The following is a 21130-nucleotide window of genomic DNA, read 5'->3' on the forward strand; positions in this document are numbered from 1 at the left end:
TCAGGTCCCGTGCCGCCAGGAGCCCATATACTCCTCCTGCGTCGTCGAGAGCACGTCGTGCTCGATGCCCTCGGCGTCGAGTTTCGTCTCCGCGACCTCGCGGTCGAGCTCATCCGGCACGCTGTGAAGGCCAGCGTCGTACTCGTCGCCGCGCTCGGCGAGCTCGCGCACGCAGACCGCCTGCACGCCGAAGGACTGGTCCATGACCTCGACGGGGTGGCCGAGGGCGTTCGGCGCGGCGAGGTTGACGAGCCGGCCCTCGGCGAGCACGTTCACCCGACTGCCGTCGTGGAGCTCGTACTCACGGACGCCTTCGCGGGCCTCGCGCTCGTCCACAGCGAACTCGGAGAGTTGTTCGAGATTGATCTCGACGTCGAAGTGCCCGGCGTTCGCCAGCACGACGCCGTCCTGCATGACTTCGAAGTGCTTCTCGGTGATGACGTCGCGATTGCCCGTCGTCGTGACGAAGACGTCGCCCACTTTGGCGGCCTCGTCCATCGGCATGACCTCGTAGCCCTCCATGTGGGCCTCGAGGGCGCGTCGTGAGTCGACCTCGGTGACGACGACGTTCGCGTTCTGCCCGGCCGCCTTCTTCGCGACGCCGCGCCCGCAGTAGCCGTAGCCCGACACGACGACGGTCTTGCCCGCCCACGAGAGGTTCGTCGTCATCGCGATGTTCGCGAGCGCGGACTCCCCGGTGCCGTGCACGTTGTCGAAGAGATGCTTCATCGGGGTGTCGTTCACGTTGAACATCGGGTAGTCGAGCGCACCCTCCTGGTCCATCGCGCGGAGGCGATGGACGCCGGTCGTGGTCTCCTCCGTCCCGCCGACGATGTCCTCGATGAGCTCGGGGTACTCCTGGTGGATGCGGAAGACGAGGTCGCCGCCGTCGTCCACGGTGATGGTCGGCTCCGTCGCGATGACGGCGTCCATCGCCTCGTAGTACGCCTCGTCGTCCACGCCGCGCTTCGCGTAGGACGTAATGTTCTCGTGGGCGTCGAGCGCCGCGCTCACGTCGTCGTGTGTCGAGAGGGGGTTACAGCCCGTGATGGCGACCTCGGCACCGGCCTCGGCGAGCGTCTCCACGAGGACGGCGGTCTTCGCCTCGACGTGGAGCGCCATCCCGATGCGGTGATCGCGTAGGGGTTCGCCCGCCTCGAACTGTTCGCGCAGCGCGGTGAGGATGGGCATGTGTTCGAGCGCCCAGTCCATCTTGCGTCGCCCCTCCTCGACGTGCTCGTCGACGTCGTCGAGGCGGTCGCTGATAGGTGCGGCCGTGTCCATATCCCGAAATCGGCGGGCCGGGTGGAAAGCGCTTCGATACCGCGCGTGGCGTTCTCGGGCGCTCACTCGGCCCGCGCGACGAGGTCGGCCGCGTGCTCGGCGGCCCGCTCGCGTACCGCGTCCTCGTCCAGCGTCAGCACCTCTCGATCGCACATTACCACCTCGCCGTCGCAGATCGTGTGCCGGACGTCGCTCCCGCGCGTCGCGTACGCGAGGTTCGACACCGCGTCGTGCGTCGGCGTCAGGTGTGCGGCCTCGAAGTCCACGACCGCGAGATCGGCCCTCCGTCCCGCCTCGATCCGCCCCGCGTCGAGGCCGAGGGCGTCCGCGCCGCCCGCTGTCGCCATCTCGACGACCGCTTCCGCGGGCACGGCACTCGCGTCCCCGGCGGCGTGCTTGCCGAGCATCGCCGCGTCGCGCATCTCATCAAAGAGGTCGAGGTCGTTGTTCGACGCCGCGCCGTCCGTCCCGAGCGCAACGGTCACGCCGGCCTCGCGGTAGGACGGGATCGGTGCCGCACCGGACGCGAGCTTCATGTTCGACGCCGGGCAGTGGACGACGGCCGTCCCGCGCTCGGCGAGCAACTCGACTTCGCGCGCGTCGCTGTGGACGCCGTGCGCGACGAAGTCGTCCTCTTCTACCATCCCGAGGTCATCTGCGTATTCGAGGGGGCGCTCGTCGCGCTCCTCGACGATCGGATCGACCTCGTCGCGCGTCTCGTTCGCGTGGTAGTGCAGCGGCACGCCGGCTTCGCGGGCCTTCGGGACGTACTCGCGAAGGAGGGATTCGTCCACCGTCGTGAGGCTGTGCGGCGTGTAGATCGTCCGCACGCGACCGTCCGCGTAGCCGTCGTACTCGCGGGCGAAATCGAGACTCTCCTCGTGGTCGGCCCGTGCGGCCTCCTCGTCCTTCCCGACGCCGACGACGCCGTGGCCGAGGCGCGCGCGCAGCCCCGATTCGGCAACGGCCTCCGCGACCTCGGGCATCGAGAAGTACATGTCCGCGAACGCGGTCGTCCCCGCCTTCACGAGCTCCACGAGCGCCAACTCTGTCCCGGCGCGGATGTCCGTGTCCGTCAGCTCGGCCTCGACCGGCCAGACGTCCTCGCGGAGCCAGCTCTCGAGGGGTTTGTCGTCCGCGTATCCTCTGAGTAAGGTCATCGCCGCGTGGCAGTGCGCGTTCACGAGGCCGGGCATCACCAGACAGCCGTGAGCGTCGAGCGTTGCGTCGCCGTCCGCGACGTCGCCCACCGCGAGGATCTCGCCCGACTCGTCGTCCACGAGCACGTCGCCCTCGCGCACCGAGAAGTCCGGGTGGAGGACGCGCCCGCCCGCGATACGGAGCGTGGTCATACGCTCGACTGTGCGCCGCGCCGCCTTAGTCCGCCCGCTCTTCGAGGCGCGCGATGCGCGAGCGCAGACTCGGCCGCACTCGGAGGACGCGCCGTATCCGGCCGCCGCCGTCGAGCGAGCGACCCGCATCGTCTGCGACCGTCCGATACGTCTCCGCGACCGTCGCCGGGTCCGTCGCGGCCGCGGCGTCCGCATCGGCCGCGTAGACGACCCGCCGCCCGTACCAGAGCAGCGCGATACCGAGCACGAGACCGCCACCGACGAGCACACCAGCGAGCGCGTCGCCGACCGGCGCGAGGAGGCCGACGACCGCGGCGACGAGCCCGAGAGCTGCGCCGAACCGCGACTCGACGTATCCCCGTCGCGCCCGTCCCGCGGCGCGCGCGACCTGCGCGGTCAGCGCGTCCGCGTCGTACGCCGCGAGCAGGTGGCTCCCGACCAAGAATGTCCGGAATCGCGGCGGCCCGCGGACGAGCACGCCCGCCCAGCGCGTCGTCTCCGACTCGATCACGTGCACGGAGCGCGGGTCGAGGCCGACGCGCTCGCAGGCCGCGCGAATCCGCTCGCGCTCCCCCTCCTCCGGGTCGCGCGTCGACTGCGAGACGCGAATCAACTGCCCGCTCGCGGCGTACACGAGGAGGGCGATGCCCGCACCGAGCGCTAGCACGCCCCACGCGCTCCCGACGGGGACGTGCCCGAGCGCGTAGAGCGCGAGCGCGAACGCGCCGAAGAGCGCGGCGAGCCACCGGCCGACGCGGGCGGCCGCCCACGCCGTGCTCGCGTCGAGATCACGCGTCGCCCGAATCGCCGGCCAGAGCCCGAGGTAGTACGCGAGGTCCGCGACGACGACCGCGCCCGCCATCGAGAGCAGCGTCAGCAGGTCACCGAGCGCGCCGTCACCGAACGCGTCAAAGCCGCCCGCGCCGACCGTCGCGACGAACGCCATGAGCGTGACGACGACGAAGCCGACGTAGAGCGCGCGCCGCAGTCGCGTGAGCGCGCTCTCCGAGCCGTGGACGGCCGCGCCGTAGAGGCGCGCGACGGCGTACACGAGGACCGAGACGACGAGGAGGGCGGTGAGGGAGCCGAGGAGGGACACGTCGGAGCCTCGACGTGCCGGGCAATCAACGTGGCGGTGGCCGTCTTTTCGTCACTCGCGCAGCTTCTCGCCGACGCGCTCGCCCAGTTCGGCGGCTTTCGCGGGGATGAACCAGAGGAGTGCGCTGCCGATCGACACGCCACAGAGGACGATCGCGTGCGACCGCAGGCCCGCGGCGTCCGAACTCAGATAGACGACGACGGCGGCGAGCCCGAGGCTGAGCCAGACGAGCCCGAAGCGATCGCCGAGCCGATCGGTGACGACGCCCACGAAGACGCCGACGCACGCGACGCCGAGCGCAGCGGCGAGCGGTGTCGTGGGCGCAACGACGTAGCTCAGCCCGGCCAGCGCGATCGCGACGGCGATCATGGCGGCGCTTGACCGGAGGATTTGTCGGCGATCGGAGGGCGGCATACCACGATATATCGACTCCCGGACAAAGTGTTTTTCCGGTGTTCGCCTCCTGGCGTCCGCTCACCGCCCGTGCGGACCGATGTTGTCACTTGTTCGCCGGCGGCGAACGAGGATTTGGGTGTGTCTGGTTGCCCGAGCGGATCCCGCCGTGGGCGCGGAGCGCCCGCGAGGAAAACCCGAGGAAAAAACTTACTCGAGGAGGCCCAGCTCTTCGAGCCGGGAGACGATCTTGTCGACGGCCTTCTCGGCGTCCTCGGGCTCCTTGCCGCCGGTGATGACGAGCTTGCCGGAGCCGAAGAGGAGCGCGACGACCTCGGGGCCGTCGAGGCGGTAGACGAGGCCGGGGAACTGCTCGGGCTCGTACTCGATGTTTTCGAGGCCGAGGCCGATGGCGATGGCGTTCAGGTTGAGCTGGTGGCCCAGGTCGGCCGAGGTGACGATGTTCTGGACGACGATTTCGGGTTCGTCCTCGACTTTGATGTCGAGCTCGCGGAGCTTATCGAAGACGATGCGGAGGGACTCGTGGACGTCCTCGGTACTCTTCGCGCCGGTACAGACGATCTTGCCGGAGCGGAAGATGAGCGCCGCGCTCTTGGGCTCCTGCGTGCGATAGACGAGGCCGGGGAACTGCTCGGGATCGTAATCCGCCCCTTCGAGGTCCATCGCGACGGACTGGAGGTCGAGCTCCTGTCCGATGCCCGTCGACGCGACCACGTTTTCAATGTTGATGGTTTCCTTTGGGTCGGTCATCCTTCGTCTTTAAGTCGTATTTAACCTTTATAAAGGTTGGCGGTCCCGACACCGCCTGCCTTATATCGCCGCTCCGTCCGACAGAACGAGGGTTGTGGCCGACACAGTGAGCGCGTGTACTGCCTCGAACTCGCGGGGGAGGACGACGCCTTTGCCGCCGCGGAGGCGGCCGCCGGGGCTGCTACGGCCGTTGAACGGGTTGCGCCCGGACTCGCCGTCGCCGCCGATATCGACGCCGCAGGCGTACGGACGCTCGCCTACACCCGGCACGCCGACGCCCTCCTCACGCGGACGGGCGCAACGATCGACGACGCCGTCGCCGCCCTCGCCGCAAGCGACCTCGATCGCTCGGGGAGTGTCGCCGTCCGCGCTCGCGACGTCCGGAACACGACCGGCGTCGACACCCAGCGCGCCGAACGCGCCCTCGGGAGCGCGCTCGTCGAGCACGGCTTCTCGGTCGACCTTGACGACCCCGATCATGAACTTCGCGCGTGTTTCAGCGACGGCGTCTGCTGTCTCGGCTGGCACGCCGTCGCCTCCGTGCGGGACTACGGGACACGCAAACCCACCGATCGCCCCTTCTTCCAACCGGGGAGCATGGATCCGCTCCTCGCGCGGGCCTGCGTGAACCTCGCGGGTGCAGGGAGCGGAAAAACGCTCCTCGATCCGATGTGCGGGACGGGGGGCGTGCTCATCGAGGGCGGCCTCGTCGGCGCGCGCGTGGTGGGTAACGACGCGCAGGAGAAGATGGTCCGGGGCACCGACGAGAACCTCACGCAGTTCCTCGACGATCACGCGGTTCTGCGGGGCGACGCGACCCGCCTCGCGCTCCGCGACGACGCGGTCGACTGTGCGGTCTTCGACGCGCCGTACGGCCGCCAGTCGAAGATCGAGACACATCGCCTCGACGACCTTGTTGCGGGGGCGCTCGCGGAGGTGCGACGCGTCGCCACCGGTCGGTGCGTCCTCGTCGCCGACCGGGACTGGCGTGCGGCGGCCCGCGCGGCCGGCTGGGCGGTCGACGATCGCTTCGATCGCCGCGTTCACCGCTCGCTCACGCGAACGGTCCTCGTTCTCGATTAGTCGAGAACGAGCACGCCCCAGAGCCGCCGATAGTTCGCGACGGCGACGGCGAGGAGCGCCGCACCGCCCCAGTAGCCGACGGCGACGCCGGTCTCGTGTGGCGGGACGGTGAGCCGCGCGAGCTGCCACCCGCCGTAGCTCAACACGCCGGTCGTCAGCGCCCACCAGTAGAACGTTCGGTACGGAACCGGGAGCCGGCCGATCATGACGGCGGCGACGGGGCCTGCTCCCCCGGCGACGACGAGACAGATCGCGACCCACGCCGGGACGACAGCGAGCAGCGCGACGCCGAGCGGGAGGACGGCGAGACAACCGAGGAGCGCAACCCCACCGAGTCGCCCGGCGCGCGCGACGCTGTCTGCGAGTGTCATATCGTGGCGAGTACGCTCTACGGGGAAAACCCACCGCTGCGTCAGACATGATTTATCGTTACACTCTTCCGCTCGGAAGCGTTTATTGTCGCCCGTGGCCCAATCGTCGTTCGGATCCGTGAACGACGCGGTCGCATCGATCACCGATGAGGGCGTCGTCGGAGTCGCGTTCGCGCTCCTCGGTCTCTGCCTCGCCGCCTACATGCACACCCTGCCCATCGAGAATGTCGCCGCGGAGAAGTTCTACTTCACCATCGGGCTCGGACTCCTCGCGTTCGGCGTCCTCGGTGCGCTCTATCAGCGTGACGTCATCGGCGCGTAGGACCCCATCATGCCTCGCGCCCCAGCTCGGCCAGCAGCCGCGAGAGGTGCACGCGGTCGTTCGTCCCGGTGTTCAGGGCGAACTCGATCTCGCCGGCGAGCGCGTGGAGCTCGGCGAGTTCGTCGCCGCTGTACTTCGAGCGTCCGACGCGCAACAGCTCTTGGAGGAGCTCGGGCCCCTCGTACCCCTCGTCGACGAGCAGGTCGTCGAGCGTCGAGCGTGCGTCCGTGAACGCGCCGTTCGCGGCGTCGTCGAGCATTCCTCTGATGTCGTCGTCGAGCCCGACGTCTTGGAGGGCCTCGTAGGCGGCGTCCATCGTCACCTCGTCCGCTTCCTCCGCGGTCGTCTGCGCGGCGAGGATTGCCTTGCGGAGGTTGCCGTCCGCGTAGCCCGCGACGAACTCCAAGCCGTCCGCGTCGGCGGCGACGCCCTTGTCGTCGAGGATCGACTCCAACACCGCGACCGTCTCGGCGTCCGTCGGCGCGCGCACCGAGACGGGGAAACAGCGCGAGCGGATCGGCGGGATGAGTTTCGTGGGCTGCCGCGTCGTGAGCACGAACTGCGTCGTCTCGTGGTACTGCTCCATCACGCGCCGCAGGGCCTGCTGGAAGTCCTCGCGGATCGCCTCGGCGTTGTCCAGCACGACCGTCGTGTACCCGCCCGAGACGGGCGCGTAGCTCGCCGACTCCTTCAGGACGTGGTTGATGAGGTCCGCTTTCGAGGAGTTGCGTCGACGCTTCGACGTGATGAACCGCGAGAACCGCGGGTCCTCGCTCACCTCCTTTTTCGTCATCCCGAAGAAGTCAGCAACGTTCACCTCGACGAGGTCGTTCTCGGGGTCGTCGTGCGCCTCGCGGGCGAGCGCGCGCACCGCCGCGGTCTTCCCCGCGCCGACCGGCCCGTGGACGACGAGGTTCTGTGGCTCGTCGAGGGCGTTACGGAGCCGATCGCGGACCGACTCCTGCGGGAGGTCGTCGATCGCGGGCGCGTGTGTGTCGGTCCAGAGCGGCGCGTCCATCACGTCTCCCTACCGCTCGCCCGGCAAAGAAAGGGGCGATTGTGCGCCGATCGGGTGGCCGATCGATGCGCTCGTGCTCGCCGACAGCCCGACGTGCGCAGCGTTGCCGCGACGCCGGCGTTCGCGTTCGCCCCCGGCGTTCCGAAGGCGGTTTACGCCGCCCGACCCCAGGTGCCCCCATGACTCTCTCCGCCACCTTCCTCGGCACCAGCGGGGCCGTCCCGACCGTCGAGCGAAACACGAGCGCCCTCCACCTCCGTCGGGAGGGCGACGCCTTTCTCTTCGACGCCGGCGAGGGCACCCAGCGCCAGATGATGCGCTACGGCACCGGATTCGACGTCGACGCCGTCTTCCTCTCGCACGTCCACGGCGACCACGTCCTCGGGCTCCCCGGCCTCGTCCAGACGCTCGACTTCAACGACCGCGAGACGGCCCTCGACATCTACACGCCGCGCGGGACCGGCGACGAGGTGCGCGACCTCGTCACCGCCACCGGCGCGACCACTTCGTTCCGCCTCGACGTTCACGAGGTCTCCGCGGGCGAGACCGTCCTCGAACGCGACGAGTACGGCGTCGAGGCGTTCCACACCGAACACCGGACGCGCTCGGTGGGCTACGCGCTCGTCGAGAACGACCGGAAGGGCCGCTTCGACCGCGAGCACGCGGAGGAACTCGGCGTTCCCGTCGGCCCGCAGTTCGGTAAACTCCACGCGGGCAATTCGGTCGAACTCGACGACGGGACGGTCGTGAAACCCGAACAAGTCGTCGGCAACCCCCGACCCGGCCGGACGGTCGTCTACACCGGCGACACCCGTCCGATCGACGCGACGGTCGCCGCCGCCGAGGACGCCGACCTCCTCGTCCACGACGCGACGTTCAGCGATCAGGACGCCGAGCGCGCCCGGCAGACCGCCCACTCGACCGGCGGCGAAGCCGGGCGGATCGCCCGCCGGGCCGGGGTCGATCGCCTCGCCCTCACCCACATCTCCTCGCGCTACGGCGGTGCCGTCGGCGCGCTGAAAGCCGACGCCGCCGACGAACACGACGGCGAGACGCTCCTCGCCCACGACGGCCTCACCATCGACATCCCCTACCAGTAGTCACGGGATCGCCCGCGGGACGAGACCCGACTCCGGCGGAACCGTCAAGGGCGCATAGCGAGGACGTGCGAGCGATGCCCGCTCCCCGTGACGCCGTCCGCGACGGCCTCCGCGTCGCGCTCAACCGTCCGCGTCTCTTCGGACTCGCCGGCGGTGCGCTCCTCTGCGAGGTCATCCTCCGCCTCGCGCTCGGCACTGTCCACCCACTGCTCACCGTCGTCTGCCCGCCGGTCGCCGCCATCCCACTTCTCGGCGCGGCCGCCCCTTCCGTCAGTGACGCTGTCGCCGACGCCGACGCGACGCCCGACGGGGGCCTCCGCGCGACGCTCCGCGAGCGCGGCCCGTCGCTCCTCGCGGTCGCCGTCGGCGGCCACCTCGTCGCGCTCGCCTGCGGCGCGGCGGCCTTCCTCGTTCTCGACACCGCGATCCGGTGGGTGCTCTACGCGACGGGCGGTATCGTCTCGACCGTCGTGGTCCACGTCGCGCCGCTCCTCGGTGTCGCCGGCGGTGCGTTCGTCGCGTGGGCGTTCCTCGCGCCCGCCGTCGAACACGCCATCAGTGGCAGTGACGTCCGGACCGTCGCCCTCGCTCCCCTTCGGGGACTCCGTGATCGCCGCCGGACCGCGGCTGCCGTCGGCGTGCAAGTCGCGTGCGCGCTCGTCACCATCGGCGTCTTTTTCGGGTGCGCCGCGCTCGCAAACAATCGGTACGCGACGCAGACCGCGGCGCTCCTCGCGTTCGCCGTCGCGCTCGTCTCCACCGTCGGGACGCTCGCGCTCCTCGGAACGCTCGCCTATCCGACCCACGTCGCGCTCGCCCGCCGCGTCCCGCACCCGCTCCGCCCGACGCGCGCTGCCCCCGTGAAACGCGCCGTGCTCGCTGTCCTTCTCGTCACGGGGCTCGTCGTCGGCGCGAGCGCGATCCGCGTCACCGAGACGCGGCCCACGCCCGACGTGCCCGACACGTCGCTCCCCGCGGACGCGATTGACGCGTACGCCGCGGCGCTCGACCGGACGGCCGCGCGGGACCACCGCGTCGTCGTCCGCGACGTCCACTCCGAGGGGCGCGTCGTCTCCACCACGACCGTCGAGCGCTCCGATCGCCGGATCCGCACCGTCCTCGACACCGGCGACGGCCGGCCGGTGCTTGGCTACGCGGACAGCGGCGTCGCCTACGGCTTCAGCGCGTTCTCCCCCGGCCTGTTCGCGCTCGGCGAGCGTGACGTCCGGAACTGGCAAAGCGCGCGCGCCCTGCCGGGCTACTGGTACCTCCGCGACGAGTACACGATCACCGATGGCCTCCCGTACGGCCTTCCCGCGGCCCGGACGGGATCGTGGACGACCGTGAGCGAAACCGACGGCGTGCGAACGCTCGCGCTTACCGACGGCCCCGCGGTGTTCGACGCGCTCCAGAACGCCGACGCCGCCGATGCGACCGTGCGGACGGCGCGCGTGCGGATGCAACTCGACACCGAACGCGGCGTCGTCCTCGGCGGGTCGGCGCGCCTGAACGCGACGATCAGCGGGTCCACGCTCGTTCGGAATCACACCTATGACGTCGCCTCCGGGCCCGACGTGGACGCCCGCCGGCCGGACGCTCTCGGGGCGCGCTCGCTCGGCGAGTGGGCATGGGACCTGTTCGCGTACTGAGCGCCGCGATCCGGACCGGTTTTCCCATCGCCGGCCTCACACTCCGCCATGACGACCGCCGCCGACATCGCCGCCTTCGTCGCCGACGTGACGTACGACGACCTCTCCGCGGCCGTCGCCGACGCGACGAAACGCCATCTCTTCGACGCGCTCGCGGTCGCGCACGTCGACTCCGACGTGGCTGACGCGATTGGGGGCGTCACCGCTGTCGAGGGCGGTGACGCCTGTGCGTGCTGGGGAGCGGCCGCTCGCGCCGGGCCGGCGGCGGCGACCCTCCACAACGCCGCCCGTGTCAGTGGCTCCGCAGCCGCCGACGCCTTCCTCACACCCGACGGGCCGAGCTATCCGAGCGACGCTGTTCCCGCCGTCGTCGCCGCTGCCGAAGCCGCCGACGCGGACGGCGAGACGCTACTCGCCGCGCTCGCGTCGACCTACGAGGTCCACGGCGAACTCGCGTGGCACGCGCCGGTCCGCGAGCACGGCTGGGGGCCCGCGATCCACGCGCTCGTCGCTGCAGCCGCCGGGGCGGCGCGCGCCCGCTCGCTCGACGCCGCGGAGACCCGTGACGCCGTCGCGCTCGCCGTCGCCAACGGCGCGTCGTTCTCGGAAGCCGACTTCGCCGGGCCGCTCGCCGCCCGCGCCGGCCTCACCGCCGCGTCGCTCGCCGCCGCGGGCGTCAGCGGCCCCGCCGACCCCTTCGCGGGCCACCCGGTACTCGGCGACCTCGGCGGTGCCCCTGGCCTGACCGGGGACGCCGCGGGCACCGACGATGGAGGTGAGGCGGCTACCGACGCCGAGGGCGCGGCCTGCGAGTTCGGCGAAGACACGGACTCCATCGAGGCGCACGCCGACGAGGGCGGGTTCGCCCTCGATCCAGCCTGTGAGCGCGTCCACGACGCCGCGGCGAGACGCGTGACCGGGCCGTTCGCCGTCCAGTCGGCCGTCGCGGCCGCCGCGGACCTCGGTGCGCGCGTCGACCTCGATCCCGCGACCGTCGAGCGCGTCGTTGTCCGCACCTTCGACCCGCTCACGCTCCCCGCGCCCACGGACGACCCGACGCCGGATACCGTCGCGGACGCCGCGCGCTCGCTACCCTACTCCGTCGCCGCGGCGCTCGTGGCGGGGCAGACCGCGCTTCCGGACACGCTCGGTGATCCGACCGTTCGCGACCTCGCCGCGAGCGTCGCCGTCGAGGAGACTCCAGGCCTCACCGCACAGTTCGAGGCCGGCCTGCTACCCGCCGTGATCGACGTCGAACGCGACGACGGAGATGTCCACCACGCCGAGGTCGGCGCGTACCCGGGCCACCCGACTCAGCCGATGGACTGGGATACCCTCGCCGCGAAGGCTGCGCGCCTCCTCCCCGCGGAACGGGCGACGACGCTCCGCGCGGCCTGCGAACACGCCGACGAGGCCGAGCGCGTCGCGGACGTTCTCAGCGCCCTCGCCTGATCCCGGAGCGGAACTTATACGCCACGAGCGCCTAGTCGCGTCCGTCGAATGAGTACCCGCACGCGCGCGCTCGACACGCTCGTCTACGGGGTGGACGTGCAGAGCGGCGACGTCCGTGGCGACGCGCCCTCCTACGCCCTCGTTACCCACGACGGCGACGCGCTCGAACGCGACGTCGTGACGCGCCGGAAGCTCCTCCGCCTGATCGAGTCGGAGGTCCCGGACATCGTCGCGACGGACAATATGTACGAACTCGCCGCCGACAAGGACGCCCTCGTCCGCTTCTTGGGCGGGTTGCCCGACGAGACGAAGCTCGTCCAGGTCACCGGCGACGAACGGCCCGAACCCCTCTCGCGCGTCGCGAAACGCCACGGCGTGCCGTACGGCAAACCCGCGATAGAGGAGGCCGAGGCCGCCGCCCGCCTCGCCGCGCGCAACGTCGGCCACGAGGTCTCGGCGTTCACCGACGAGACCACCGTCAAGGTCTCGCGCGGCCGCTCGACCGGGAAGGGCGGGTGGAGTCAGGACCGCTACACGCGCCGCATCCACGGGAACGTCAAACGCGAGACTCGCGACGTCGCCGCGAAACTCGACGACGCCGGCCTCGACTACGAGCGCGACGTCACGAAGAAGTACGGCGGCTTCTCGAACGCCGTCTTCACCGTCGAGGGCCGCCCGCAGGACATCCCGGTTTCGAACAAGCGTTCGGGTGACGTCCGCGTCGTGATCGAGCGCGTCCGACGCGACGGCATCGAACTCCGCCCGCTGGCGAAGCGCCGCGACCGCGTCTTCGTCGGCGTCGACCCCGGTACCACGACCGCCGTCGCCCTCGTCGACCTGGACGGCCACCTCCTTGATGTCCTCTCGACGCGCACCGCGGACACCGCCGACGTCATCGAGTGGATCATCGAGCGCGGCCGGCCCGTGCTCGTCGCCGCGGACGTCGACCCGATGCCCGCGACCGTCGACCAGATCCGCCGCAGCTTCGACGCCGCCGGCTGGCACCCGGCGAGCGACATCCCGATCGACGAGAAACAACACCGGACCCGCGAGGAGGGGTACGACAACGATCACGAGCGCGACGCGATGGCCGCCGCGCTCTACGCCCACGACGATCACGCCGATCAGATCAGACGCATCACGCGTAAGATCCCGCCCAGAGTTGATCGCGGCGAGGTCGTCAAACGCGTGCTCGCGGACGAGTCCACCGTCGAGGCCGCCGTTGACGACCTCACCGAGGACGACGGCGACGACGATGACGAGCACGAACACGAGGCGCGCGAATTCACCGAGGAGGAGCAGACGATCAAACGCCTCCGCGAGCGCGTCACCCGTCTTGACGACCACGTCACGGACCTCGAAGCTGACCTCGATGCGAAGGACGAGCGCATCGCCGAACTGGAGTCGGAACTCGAGGAATCGCGCCGCGAGGAGCGCAAGGAGGCCCGCGAGCGCCGCGAGGTCACGCGCCTCGAGTGGGAGAACGACCGATTGGAGACCGAACTCGACGAGGAGCGCGAACGCGCCGATGAACTCGCGGGAAAGCTCGAGCGCCTGAAGGAGCTCTGGAAGCTTGATCATTCGAACTTCGCGGACGTCAACGACTCGGGATCGCTCACCGCCGTCAAACCGGTCGGCCAGTTCACGCTCGACGCGATCGAGGCCGCGGACGACGACTACGGGATCGCGCGCGGCGACGTCGTCTACTTCCGCGATGCCAGCGGTGCGGGCCGACGCACGGCCGAAGCGCTCGTCGAGCGCGAGCCCCGCGTCGTCCTGCTCGACGGGGAGACCAGCGACATCGCCGAAGAGATGCTCTATGAGGCCGACGTCGCCTTCGGCGGCGCAAGCGATGTGTCCATCCGCGAGATCGACGAACTCGCGATCGCCCGCGAAGACGCCGTCGCAGCCGTTGAGGCCGACTACGCGGAGCGTGCCAAACGGCGCGCGCAAGAGGAGACCGAGAGCATGGTCGACTCGATCATCTCGGAGCACCGAACCGACCGGGAGTAGCGCCGCCCGATTGCCGTTGTCCCTGTTTCGACCGACACCGCAACCGCTAACCCCGTCCTCCCGTTTTGCCACGCCATGGACGCCTACGAGCGTATCACTCGGAACGCGGCGGAAGTCGTGACCGAGGAGGAGGTGGAGGCACTGGCCGAGGACCCCGACGGGAAGCGGGCGTACGTCGGCTACGAGCCCTCCGGCGTGCTTCACATCGGTCACCTCCTCACGGCGAACAAACTCATCGACCTCCAGGAGGCGGGCTTCGAGGTCGTCGTCCTCCTCGCCGATGTCCACGCCTACCTCAACGACAAGGGGACCTTCGAGGAAATCCGCGAGACTGCGGAGCGGATGAAAGAGCAGTTCCTCGCCTACGGTCTCGACGAGGACGCGACGGAGTTCCGCTACGGCTCCGAGTTCGAGAACGACGAGGACTACGTCCTCGATCTCCACGAACTTGAGCGCGAGACCTCCATCTCGCGCGCCGAGCGGGCGATGAGCGAGATCAAGAGCGGTGACACCGTGCGGGTCTCACAGGCTGTCTATCCGCTGATGCAGGCCCTCGACATCGAGTATCTCGACGTCGATCTGGCGATCGGCGGGATGGAACAGCGCAAGGTCCACATGCTCGCCCGCGACGTCCTCCCGAAGGCCGGCCACGACGCGCCGACCTGCCTGCACACGCCGCTCATCGCCGACCTGAGCACCGGCGAGGGGAAGATGAGCTCCTCCACCGGCATCTCGATCAGCATGGAGGACAGTACGGAAGACATCGCCGAGAAGGTCAACGATGCCTTCTGCCCGCCGACGGCCAACCCCGACGGCGACCTCGAAAACCCCGTACTCCAGATCTTCGAGTACCACGTCTTCCCGCGCGTTGAGGACGTGGTCGTCGAGCGCCCCGACGAGTACGGCGGCGACCTCCGCTACGAGCGCTACGCTGCCCTCGAGGCCGACCTCGACTCGGGCGAACTCCACCCACAGGACGCGAAGACCGCGCTCGCGGGCTATCTCGACGACCTCATCGCGCCCGGCCGCGAGCGCCTCCGCGAACTGCGGGACTGAGGCGGAATTGGCGAACGGTGGCCCGACATCGCCCGCGGCGGAATGGGCCACGCGTCGCGTGGCCGCCGCGGGTCTCTCTTTCAGCGCACGCTCGCGTGTGGTCCCGCCATCACGGGTGAACCCCCGGATCGGCCCTGTGAGTTGCATTTAACCGTCTGCCGAGGCTATACGGGCCTAATGAGCGAGGAACACGAACGAGTCGACCTCCGGATGCCTGAGGGGGACGAGGTGTTCGCCGAGGTGACGGAGATGCTCGGCGCTAACCGGATCGCGGTCCGGTGTGCTGATGGCACCGAGCGGACGGCGCGTATCCCCGGCCGGATGCAAAAACGCGTCTGGATCCGCGAGGGCGACATCGTGCTCGTCGACCCGTGGGACTGGCAGGACGAGAAGGCCGACGTCGAGTGGCGCTACGAGAAGGACGAGGCCGATCAACTCCGCGAGGAGGGGCTCGTCTGACGTGGCCGGCGAGTTCATCGAGGAGACGGAGGGCGCGCCGGGCGACGAGTGGACGGACATCGACGTCTCGGACGACGAGGTCGATCGGATCACGCGCCGTCAGGACCGCGCGTTCGAATCCTTCCTGAAACGGATGAAGGACGCCGACCAGCTCAAGGTTCAGGACGGCGCGTTCGACGACGCGACGTTCGCGGCGCTCTACAAGCTCGTGCAGGACGGCCATCTCGCGGCCTTCGGCGGCCCGATTTCGACGGGGAAGGAGGCGAACGTCTACGAGGCCGCCGCGCCCGAGGGCGACGACGTCGCCGTCAAGGTCTACCGCATCAACGCCTCGAACTTCCAGCACATGCGCGACTACCTTGAAGGTGACCCGCGCTTCGAGGGCATCCGCGGCGACAAGAAGGCGGTCGTGCTCGCGTGGACGCGCAAGGAGTTCGCGAACCTCTCCCGCGCTCACGACGCCGGCGTCCGCGTGCCGGAACCGATCGCCGTCCAGCGCAACGTCCTCGTGATGGAACTCATCGGCGAGGCCACCGATCCCGCCCCGACGCTCCACGACGTGACGCTGGAAAACCCCGGGACCGCCTACGACGTCGTCCGCGAGTACATGCAGCGCCTCTTCGGGGCCGGCCTCGTTCACGGTGATCTCTCCGAATACAACATCGTCGTCCACGATGGCGAACTCACCATCATCGACGTCGGGCAAGCCGTCACCATCCACCACGGCAACGCCGCGGAGTTCCTCCGTCGGGACTGCGAGAACGTCGCGTCGTTCTTCGCCCGCCAGGGCGTCGAAACCGACGCCGACGAACTCTACGAGCATGTGACCGACGTTGAGGCCGACCCGAGCGGCGACGCCGGCGAATAATCCGTCTCTCCGCCGCGCTCTCCGTTCTGAGGGCGTCGCGGCTGCTCCCGGTCGTTCGCCGGTCGCCCGCAACGATACACTGCATACGACGATACGAAATCCGTTGCCGGGCTCGTTTCGCCGATCGTTCGCCGACCCACACGTTCACCGAAGCGACTCGCCGCCGTCACCACCGCCACTACCGGCGGAACGCGGCCGAGACCGCTGTCTCTATTCCCGCCCCGCAGAGCGGGGCAGTCCGAGAACGAACGCCACCGGGACCGTCCGAACCCCGCGAGCGGCCCGCACCGCCGGTGTCTTCACGGTCGCCGCGCCGTCGCCCACCCCCCGAAGCTGGTCCGTCAAGGGGGGCGCGGGACGCTTTCGAGTCGCGTTCCGGCACCGACGCCCTCGCCGGCGTCCGTCCCACTAGCGGGATTCGGCGTCACCGGGCTGGTCGGGAGTGACCGCTCTGTTCTCGATCCCCCCGCCTGCTCGACTCCGCGTTGCCCGCCGCAGCGCTCGCCACTGAGCGTGATTCCGGCACGCCCACCGGAATTTAATATCGCGATATATGGTTTATTCTTGTTCGCCATCGCCCCTCTGTTCGACGCCGCGCGCGGCGTGTAAGTCTTAAACCGCTTCGTCCCGTATCGTCTGCATATGACGCAACACGTCAAGATTCCGCAGGACCGCATCGGCGTCCTCATCGGGGAGGGCGGGGAGACCCTGCGCCGCATCGAGCGGTCCGCGGAGGTCGACCTCGACGTGAACTCCGACGACGGCGCGGTCGCGATCGAGAAGACCGGTGACCCACTTCGCGGGATGAAGGGCCCCGACATCGTGCGGGCCATCGGCCGCGGCTTCAAGCCCGACGCGGCGCTCTCGCTGCTTGAGGACGACATGCGGCTCTTCGAGACCATCGATATCGAGCGCGCGGCGCGCAACGACAACGATCTCCGCCGAAAGAAGGGACGACTCATCGGTGACAGCGGGCGTACGCGCGAACTCATCGAGGAACTCACGGGCGCGGACGTCGTCATCTACGGCTCGACGTTCGGGATGATCGGCGGCCCGAACGAGGTCGACGTCGCCCGATCGGCCGCGGAGATGCTCCTTGATGGGGCTCCCCATGGCTCCGTCTACTCCTTCCTCGAACGCAAGCACGTCGAGGAGCTCAAACATCAGGGGATGGAGTACCACGAGTTCTCCGGCTAGCCGTCTCCCGCTCTTTTCGCTAGTTGCCAGCCACTGCCGCGCCTCGATCGCACCTGTCGCGTACTTCCGACCGCCGGATACACTTAAACACTATTGTTGGTATTGTCTCACATGCTGTGTTCGTGTGGCCCGAGACGTGCTGACGCACCTCTCCCAAAGTTTTATATAGAATGGCAAACAATCAACGAGTGATTATGGCGCAGCAGATGGGCAATCAGCCGCTGATCGTACTCTCCGACGATTCGCAGCGAACGTCGGGCGAGGACGCACAGTCGATGAACATCTCCGCCGGGAAGGCCGTCGCGGAGTCCGTCCGGACGACGCTCGGCCCGAAGGGGATGGACAAGATGCTCGTCGACTCGCAGGGTTCGGTCGTCGTCACGAACGACGGCGTCACCATCCTCAAAGAGATGGACATCGAGCACCCGGCGGCCAACATGATCGTCGAGGTCGCCGAGACACAGGAGAACGAGGTCGGTGACGGCACGACGTCCGCCGTCATCGTCGCTGGTGAGCTCCTCGACGAGGCCGAGGACCTCCTCGAGCAGGACATCCACGCGACCACGCTCGCGCAGGGGTATCGGGAGGCCGCAGAAGAGGCCAAATCGATCCTCTCCGAGATCGCCATCGACATCGACGCCGACGACACAGAGCACCTCGAGGAGATCGCCGCCACGGCGATGACGGGCAAGGGTGCGGAGAACGCGAAGGACGCCCTCTCCGGTCTCGTCGTGCAGGCCGCACAGGCTGTCGCCGACGACGGCGTCGTCGACACCGACAACATCAAAGTCGAGAAAGTCACCGGCGGCTCCATCGACAACTCCGAACTCATCGAGGGCGTCATCGTCGACAAGGAGCGCGTCAACGAGAACATGCCCTTCGCGGTCGAGGACGCGAAGATCGCGCTCATCGACGGCGCGCTCGAAGTGCAGGAGACCGAGATCGACACCGAGGTCAACGTCACCGACCCCGACCAGCTCCAGGAGTTCCTCGACCAGGAAGAGGAGCAGCTCAAGGAGATGGTCGACGCGATCGCCGCGACCGGCGCGAATGTCGTCTTCGTCGACGGCGGCATCGACGACATGGCCCAGCACTACCTCGCGCAGGAAGGCATCCTCGCCGTCCGCCGCGTGAAGGACTCCGACCTCAGCCGTCTCGCCCGCTCGACGGGCGCGATCCCGGTCTCCAACGCGACGGAGATCGAGTCCGAGGATCTCGGTGAGGCCGGCAGCGTCGCCCAGAAGGACATCGGCGGCGACGAGCGCATCTTCGTCGAGGACGTCGCGGACGCGAAGTCCGTCACGCTCATCCTCCGCGGTGGCACCGAGCACGTCGTCGACGAGGTCGAGCGCGCCATCGACGACTCGCTCGGCGTCGTGCGCGTCACCCTCGAGGACGGCCAGGTACTCCCCGGCGGCGGTGCCCCGGAGACCGAGCTCGCCCTCGAACTGCGCGACTACGCGGACTCCGTCGGTGGGCGCGAGCAGCTCGCCGTCGAGGCGTTCGCCAACGCTCTCGAAGTCGGCCCGCGCACCCTCGCCGAGAACGCCGGCCTCGATCCGATCGACTCCCTCGTGGACCTCCGCGCGCAGCACGCGGACGGTGACACGAGCGCCGGCCTCGACGCCTACACGGGCGAGGTCATCGACATGGAGGAGGAGGGCGTCGTCGAGCCCCTCCGCGTGAAGACGCAAGCCATCGAGAGCGCCACCGAGGCGGCCGTCATGATCCTCCGCATCGACGACGTCATCGCCGCGGGCGACCTCGCTGGCGGGCAGGTTGACTCCGACGACGGCGGGGACGAAGGACCCGGCGGCGCGGGCGGTCCCGGCGGCGCGCCCGGCGGCATGGGCGGCATGGGCGGCATGGGCGGCGCTATGTAAACGAGGTTCTGAAAGAACCTCGGGAAGTCGAACGGGATGGAGTCCCGTGAGACAGGCCGTCAGCCACCCACACCACAACCACCCGACCCGAACCGCACGCTCGACTCCCGACGCTCCGGTTCTTTTCGACGCTATCGCGTAGCGACGGCTCTCCTCGATACGCTTGACGGCGTCGGCGCTCTGTGTCGCGTCGGAGCACGTTCCGTTCGTCGTTGTTCCGTCCGCCGCTCCGTCGCTGCCTCGCCTTAGACCGGGTTCTCCGCCGCAAAGACGCCCTGCGTCATCCGGTAGGCGGTGAGTAAGAAGAGGACGACGGAGAGACAGATCGTGATCGCGAGAAGGAAGAAAACCGCGGGCTTCGGCACCGGGAGCCAGCCGCCGATGGTGCCGAGCGCGAGGATGAGCGACACCGTCGCGACCGACGAGAGGACGCTATGTGCTCTCATGCACGGCGTTTGGGCCCGGATCGCCATAGTTGATGCGGTGCCCACTCCACGCGTTCTAAGTGGCTATCGGTCCTCCCCTCGCGTATGGAGACGCTCCTTCTCGATACGGACGACGTGGACGCCAACGCGTCGATGGCCGAGATCGTCCCGGCCGTTCGCGACGCCTTCGCCGCCTACGAGCGCGGCGACGCGCAGATGCCCGCGAAGTCCTACATCGACCTCCCGCAGTACAACGGCGACTTCCGCTCGATGCCCGCGTACCTCGACGCGGGCGAGTGGGACGCCGCCGGGATCAAGTGGGTGAACGCCCACCCGGACAATCCCGACTCGTTCGACCTCCCGACGGTCATGGGGACGATGATCTACTCCGACCCCGAAAACGCCTATCCGCTCGCGATCATGGACGGTACGGTGCTCACGATGAAGCGCACGGGCGCGGCCGCCGCCGTCGCGACGGACGCGCTCGCCGTCGCGGACGCGACTTCGGTGGGCATCGTCGGCGCGGGCGTCCAGTCCTACACCCAACTGGAGGCCATCAGCCAGGTTCGCGATATCACGGAGGTCGTCGTTAGCGACCTCCGCGAGGAGCGTATCACCCGCTTCATCGAGCGCTTCGGGGACGAGTTCGACGTTCGGGCGGGCTCGATCAGCGAGGCCGGCCACTGCGATATCCTCTCGACTGTCACGCCCGTCGAGGACCCGATCGTGGGGCCCGACGATCTCGGTCCGCACACGCACGTCAACGCGATGGGCGCGGACGCGGCCGGGAAGCACGAGCTCGCCGATAGGCTCCTGCTCGCGGCGAAGCTCGTCATCGACGACTACGCACAGACGACGCACTCCGGCGAGATCAACGTCCCGTGGAACGCCGGCGTCCTCGACGACGACGACCTCTACGGCGAGATCGGCGAAATCGTGACGGGAGCGAAGGCGGGCCGCGTCGAGGCGGACGACGTGACCGTCTTCGACTCCACCGGGCTGGCGATCCAGGATGTCGCGGCTGCCCACGTCGTCTACGAACACGCCGCCGAGCGGGGGAGCGGGACGGCGTTCGACCTGCTCGGCGTCTAACGCTCAGTCCCGCGGCCGTCGGAACGGGTCGTAAAAGGAGCGCACCATGGAGTTGAGGACGTGTGCGACGACGAGGAAGGGGACGAGCGGGACGACCAGCACGAGGATGACGACGAGGTAGAGCAGGCCGAAGAAGTCCATCTCGGCCCGGCCGGTCAGCCCGCCCTCCTCGATGTGCGGCGAGAGCGTCCGCTTCAGTTTCTCGCGTAGCGTCCGCGGCGCTTCGGTGGTCATACCGCCGGC

The 21130-nt window shown here is 69.2% G+C and carries 21 protein-coding genes; 12 read left to right on the top strand and 9 right to left on the bottom strand.

Annotation, left to right across the window (positions count from 1 at the left end):
• The 5 genes from ABDZ36_RS03500 to ABDZ36_RS03520 form a co-directional block, all read right to left on the bottom strand.
• A complete protein-coding gene (locus tag ABDZ36_RS03500; protein WP_211311646.1) occupies window positions 1-1284 on the bottom strand; it encodes an adenosylhomocysteinase in 1284 nt (427 codons plus the stop codon).
• A 62-nt stretch (window positions 1285-1346) separates the two neighbouring features.
• The gene (locus tag ABDZ36_RS03505; protein ID WP_211311645.1) at window positions 1347-2636 is read right to left on the bottom strand and encodes an amidohydrolase; all 1290 of its coding nucleotides are present in this window, start codon (window positions 2634-2636) and stop codon (window positions 1347-1349) included.
• 25 nt (window positions 2637-2661) lie between these two features.
• Window positions 2662-3735, bottom strand: a complete 1074-nt coding sequence (locus tag ABDZ36_RS03510; protein WP_211311644.1) for a hypothetical protein — start codon at window positions 3733-3735, stop codon at window positions 2662-2664.
• A gap of 51 nt (window positions 3736-3786) precedes the next feature.
• Window positions 3787-4149, bottom strand: a complete 363-nt coding sequence (locus ABDZ36_RS03515; RefSeq protein ID WP_211311643.1) for a hypothetical protein — start codon at window positions 4147-4149, stop codon at window positions 3787-3789.
• A 189-nt stretch (window positions 4150-4338) separates the two neighbouring features.
• The gene (locus ABDZ36_RS03520) at window positions 4339-4899 is read right to left on the bottom strand and encodes a TATA-box-binding protein (RefSeq protein ID WP_211311642.1); all 561 of its coding nucleotides are present in this window, start codon (window positions 4897-4899) and stop codon (window positions 4339-4341) included.
• A gap of 114 nt (window positions 4900-5013) precedes the next feature.
• Between ABDZ36_RS03520 and ABDZ36_RS03525 the strand changes: the two genes are divergently transcribed.
• Window positions 5014-5982: a THUMP domain-containing protein gene (locus ABDZ36_RS03525; protein WP_211311641.1), complete on the top strand. Its 969-nt coding sequence runs from the start codon at window positions 5014-5016 to the stop codon at window positions 5980-5982.
• On the opposite strand, the gene ABDZ36_RS03530 is transcribed toward ABDZ36_RS03525, so the two are convergent.
• Window positions 5979-6353 (bottom strand): hypothetical protein, encoded by a 375-nt coding sequence (locus ABDZ36_RS03530; protein ID WP_211311640.1) that lies wholly within the window; start codon window positions 6351-6353, stop codon window positions 5979-5981. The two genes, ABDZ36_RS03525 and ABDZ36_RS03530, sit on opposite strands and share 4 nt — an antisense overlap.
• A gap of 94 nt (window positions 6354-6447) precedes the next feature.
• On the opposite strand from ABDZ36_RS03530, the gene ABDZ36_RS03535 reads away from it, so the two are divergent.
• Window positions 6448-6675, top strand: a complete 228-nt coding sequence (locus ABDZ36_RS03535; protein ID WP_343749205.1) for a hypothetical protein — start codon at window positions 6448-6450, stop codon at window positions 6673-6675.
• A 7-nt stretch (window positions 6676-6682) separates the two neighbouring features.
• On the opposite strand, the gene ABDZ36_RS03540 is transcribed toward ABDZ36_RS03535, so the two are convergent.
• Window positions 6683-7693, bottom strand: coding sequence for an AAA family ATPase (locus ABDZ36_RS03540; protein ID WP_211311638.1), 1011 nt, complete (start codon window positions 7691-7693; stop codon window positions 6683-6685).
• Window positions 7694-7872: 179 nt separating this feature from the next.
• Here ABDZ36_RS03540 and rnz point away from each other — a divergent pair, with 179 nt between their 5' ends.
• The 9 genes from rnz (at window position 7873) to thsA (ending at window position 19370) form a co-directional block, all read left to right on the top strand.
• Window positions 7873-8793, top strand: a complete 921-nt coding sequence (rnz, locus tag ABDZ36_RS03545) for a ribonuclease Z (RefSeq protein WP_211311637.1) — start codon at window positions 7873-7875, stop codon at window positions 8791-8793.
• Window positions 8794-8867: 74 nt separating this feature from the next.
• Window positions 8868-10442, top strand: coding sequence for a hypothetical protein (locus ABDZ36_RS03550; protein WP_211311636.1), 1575 nt, complete (start codon window positions 8868-8870; stop codon window positions 10440-10442).
• A 48-nt stretch (window positions 10443-10490) separates the two neighbouring features.
• Window positions 10491-11894: an MmgE/PrpD family protein gene (locus ABDZ36_RS03555; protein ID WP_211311635.1), complete on the top strand. Its 1404-nt coding sequence runs from the start codon at window positions 10491-10493 to the stop codon at window positions 11892-11894.
• Window positions 11895-11942: 48 nt separating this feature from the next.
• Window positions 11943-13907: a DUF460 domain-containing protein gene (locus ABDZ36_RS03560; RefSeq protein ID WP_211311634.1), complete on the top strand. Its 1965-nt coding sequence runs from the start codon at window positions 11943-11945 to the stop codon at window positions 13905-13907.
• Window positions 13908-13982: 75 nt separating this feature from the next.
• On the top strand, window positions 13983-14963 hold the full coding sequence (locus tag ABDZ36_RS03565; RefSeq protein WP_211311633.1) for a tyrosine--tRNA ligase: 981 nt from the start codon (window positions 13983-13985) through the stop codon (window positions 14961-14963).
• 177 nt (window positions 14964-15140) lie between these two features.
• Entirely contained in the window at window positions 15141-15422 is a 282-nt protein-coding gene (gene eif1A, locus ABDZ36_RS03570; RefSeq protein WP_211311632.1) for a translation initiation factor eIF-1A, read from the top strand.
• Between the two features lies 1 nt (window position 15423).
• Window positions 15424-16290, top strand: coding sequence for a serine/threonine-protein kinase Rio1 (gene rio1, locus ABDZ36_RS03575; RefSeq protein WP_211311631.1), 867 nt, complete (start codon window positions 15424-15426; stop codon window positions 16288-16290).
• 642 nt (window positions 16291-16932) lie between these two features.
• Complete coding sequence (locus tag ABDZ36_RS03580) at window positions 16933-17487, top strand: KH domain-containing protein (RefSeq protein WP_211311630.1); 555 nt, start codon at window positions 16933-16935, stop codon at window positions 17485-17487.
• Between the two features lie 194 nt (window positions 17488-17681).
• On the top strand, window positions 17682-19370 hold the full coding sequence (gene thsA / locus ABDZ36_RS03585; protein WP_343749206.1) for a thermosome subunit alpha: 1689 nt from the start codon (window positions 17682-17684) through the stop codon (window positions 19368-19370).
• 245 nt (window positions 19371-19615) lie between these two features.
• On the opposite strand, the gene ABDZ36_RS03590 is transcribed toward thsA, so the two are convergent.
• Window positions 19616-19816: a hypothetical protein gene (locus tag ABDZ36_RS03590; protein WP_211311629.1), complete on the bottom strand. Its 201-nt coding sequence runs from the start codon at window positions 19814-19816 to the stop codon at window positions 19616-19618.
• 84 nt (window positions 19817-19900) lie between these two features.
• On the opposite strand from ABDZ36_RS03590, the gene ABDZ36_RS03595 reads away from it, so the two are divergent.
• Window positions 19901-20887: an ornithine cyclodeaminase family protein gene (locus tag ABDZ36_RS03595; protein ID WP_211311628.1), complete on the top strand. Its 987-nt coding sequence runs from the start codon at window positions 19901-19903 to the stop codon at window positions 20885-20887.
• A gap of 3 nt (window positions 20888-20890) precedes the next feature.
• Here the strand turns inward: ABDZ36_RS03595 and ABDZ36_RS03600 are convergent, their stop codons facing one another.
• Window positions 20891-21121 (bottom strand): DUF7535 family protein, encoded by a 231-nt coding sequence (locus tag ABDZ36_RS03600; RefSeq protein ID WP_211311627.1) that lies wholly within the window; start codon window positions 21119-21121, stop codon window positions 20891-20893.
• Between the last annotated feature and the right edge of the window lie 9 nt (window positions 21122-21130).

Source organism: Halarchaeum salinum, from assembly GCF_039520965.1.
GTDB lineage: Archaea > Halobacteriota > Halobacteria > Halobacteriales > Halobacteriaceae > Halarchaeum > Halarchaeum salinum.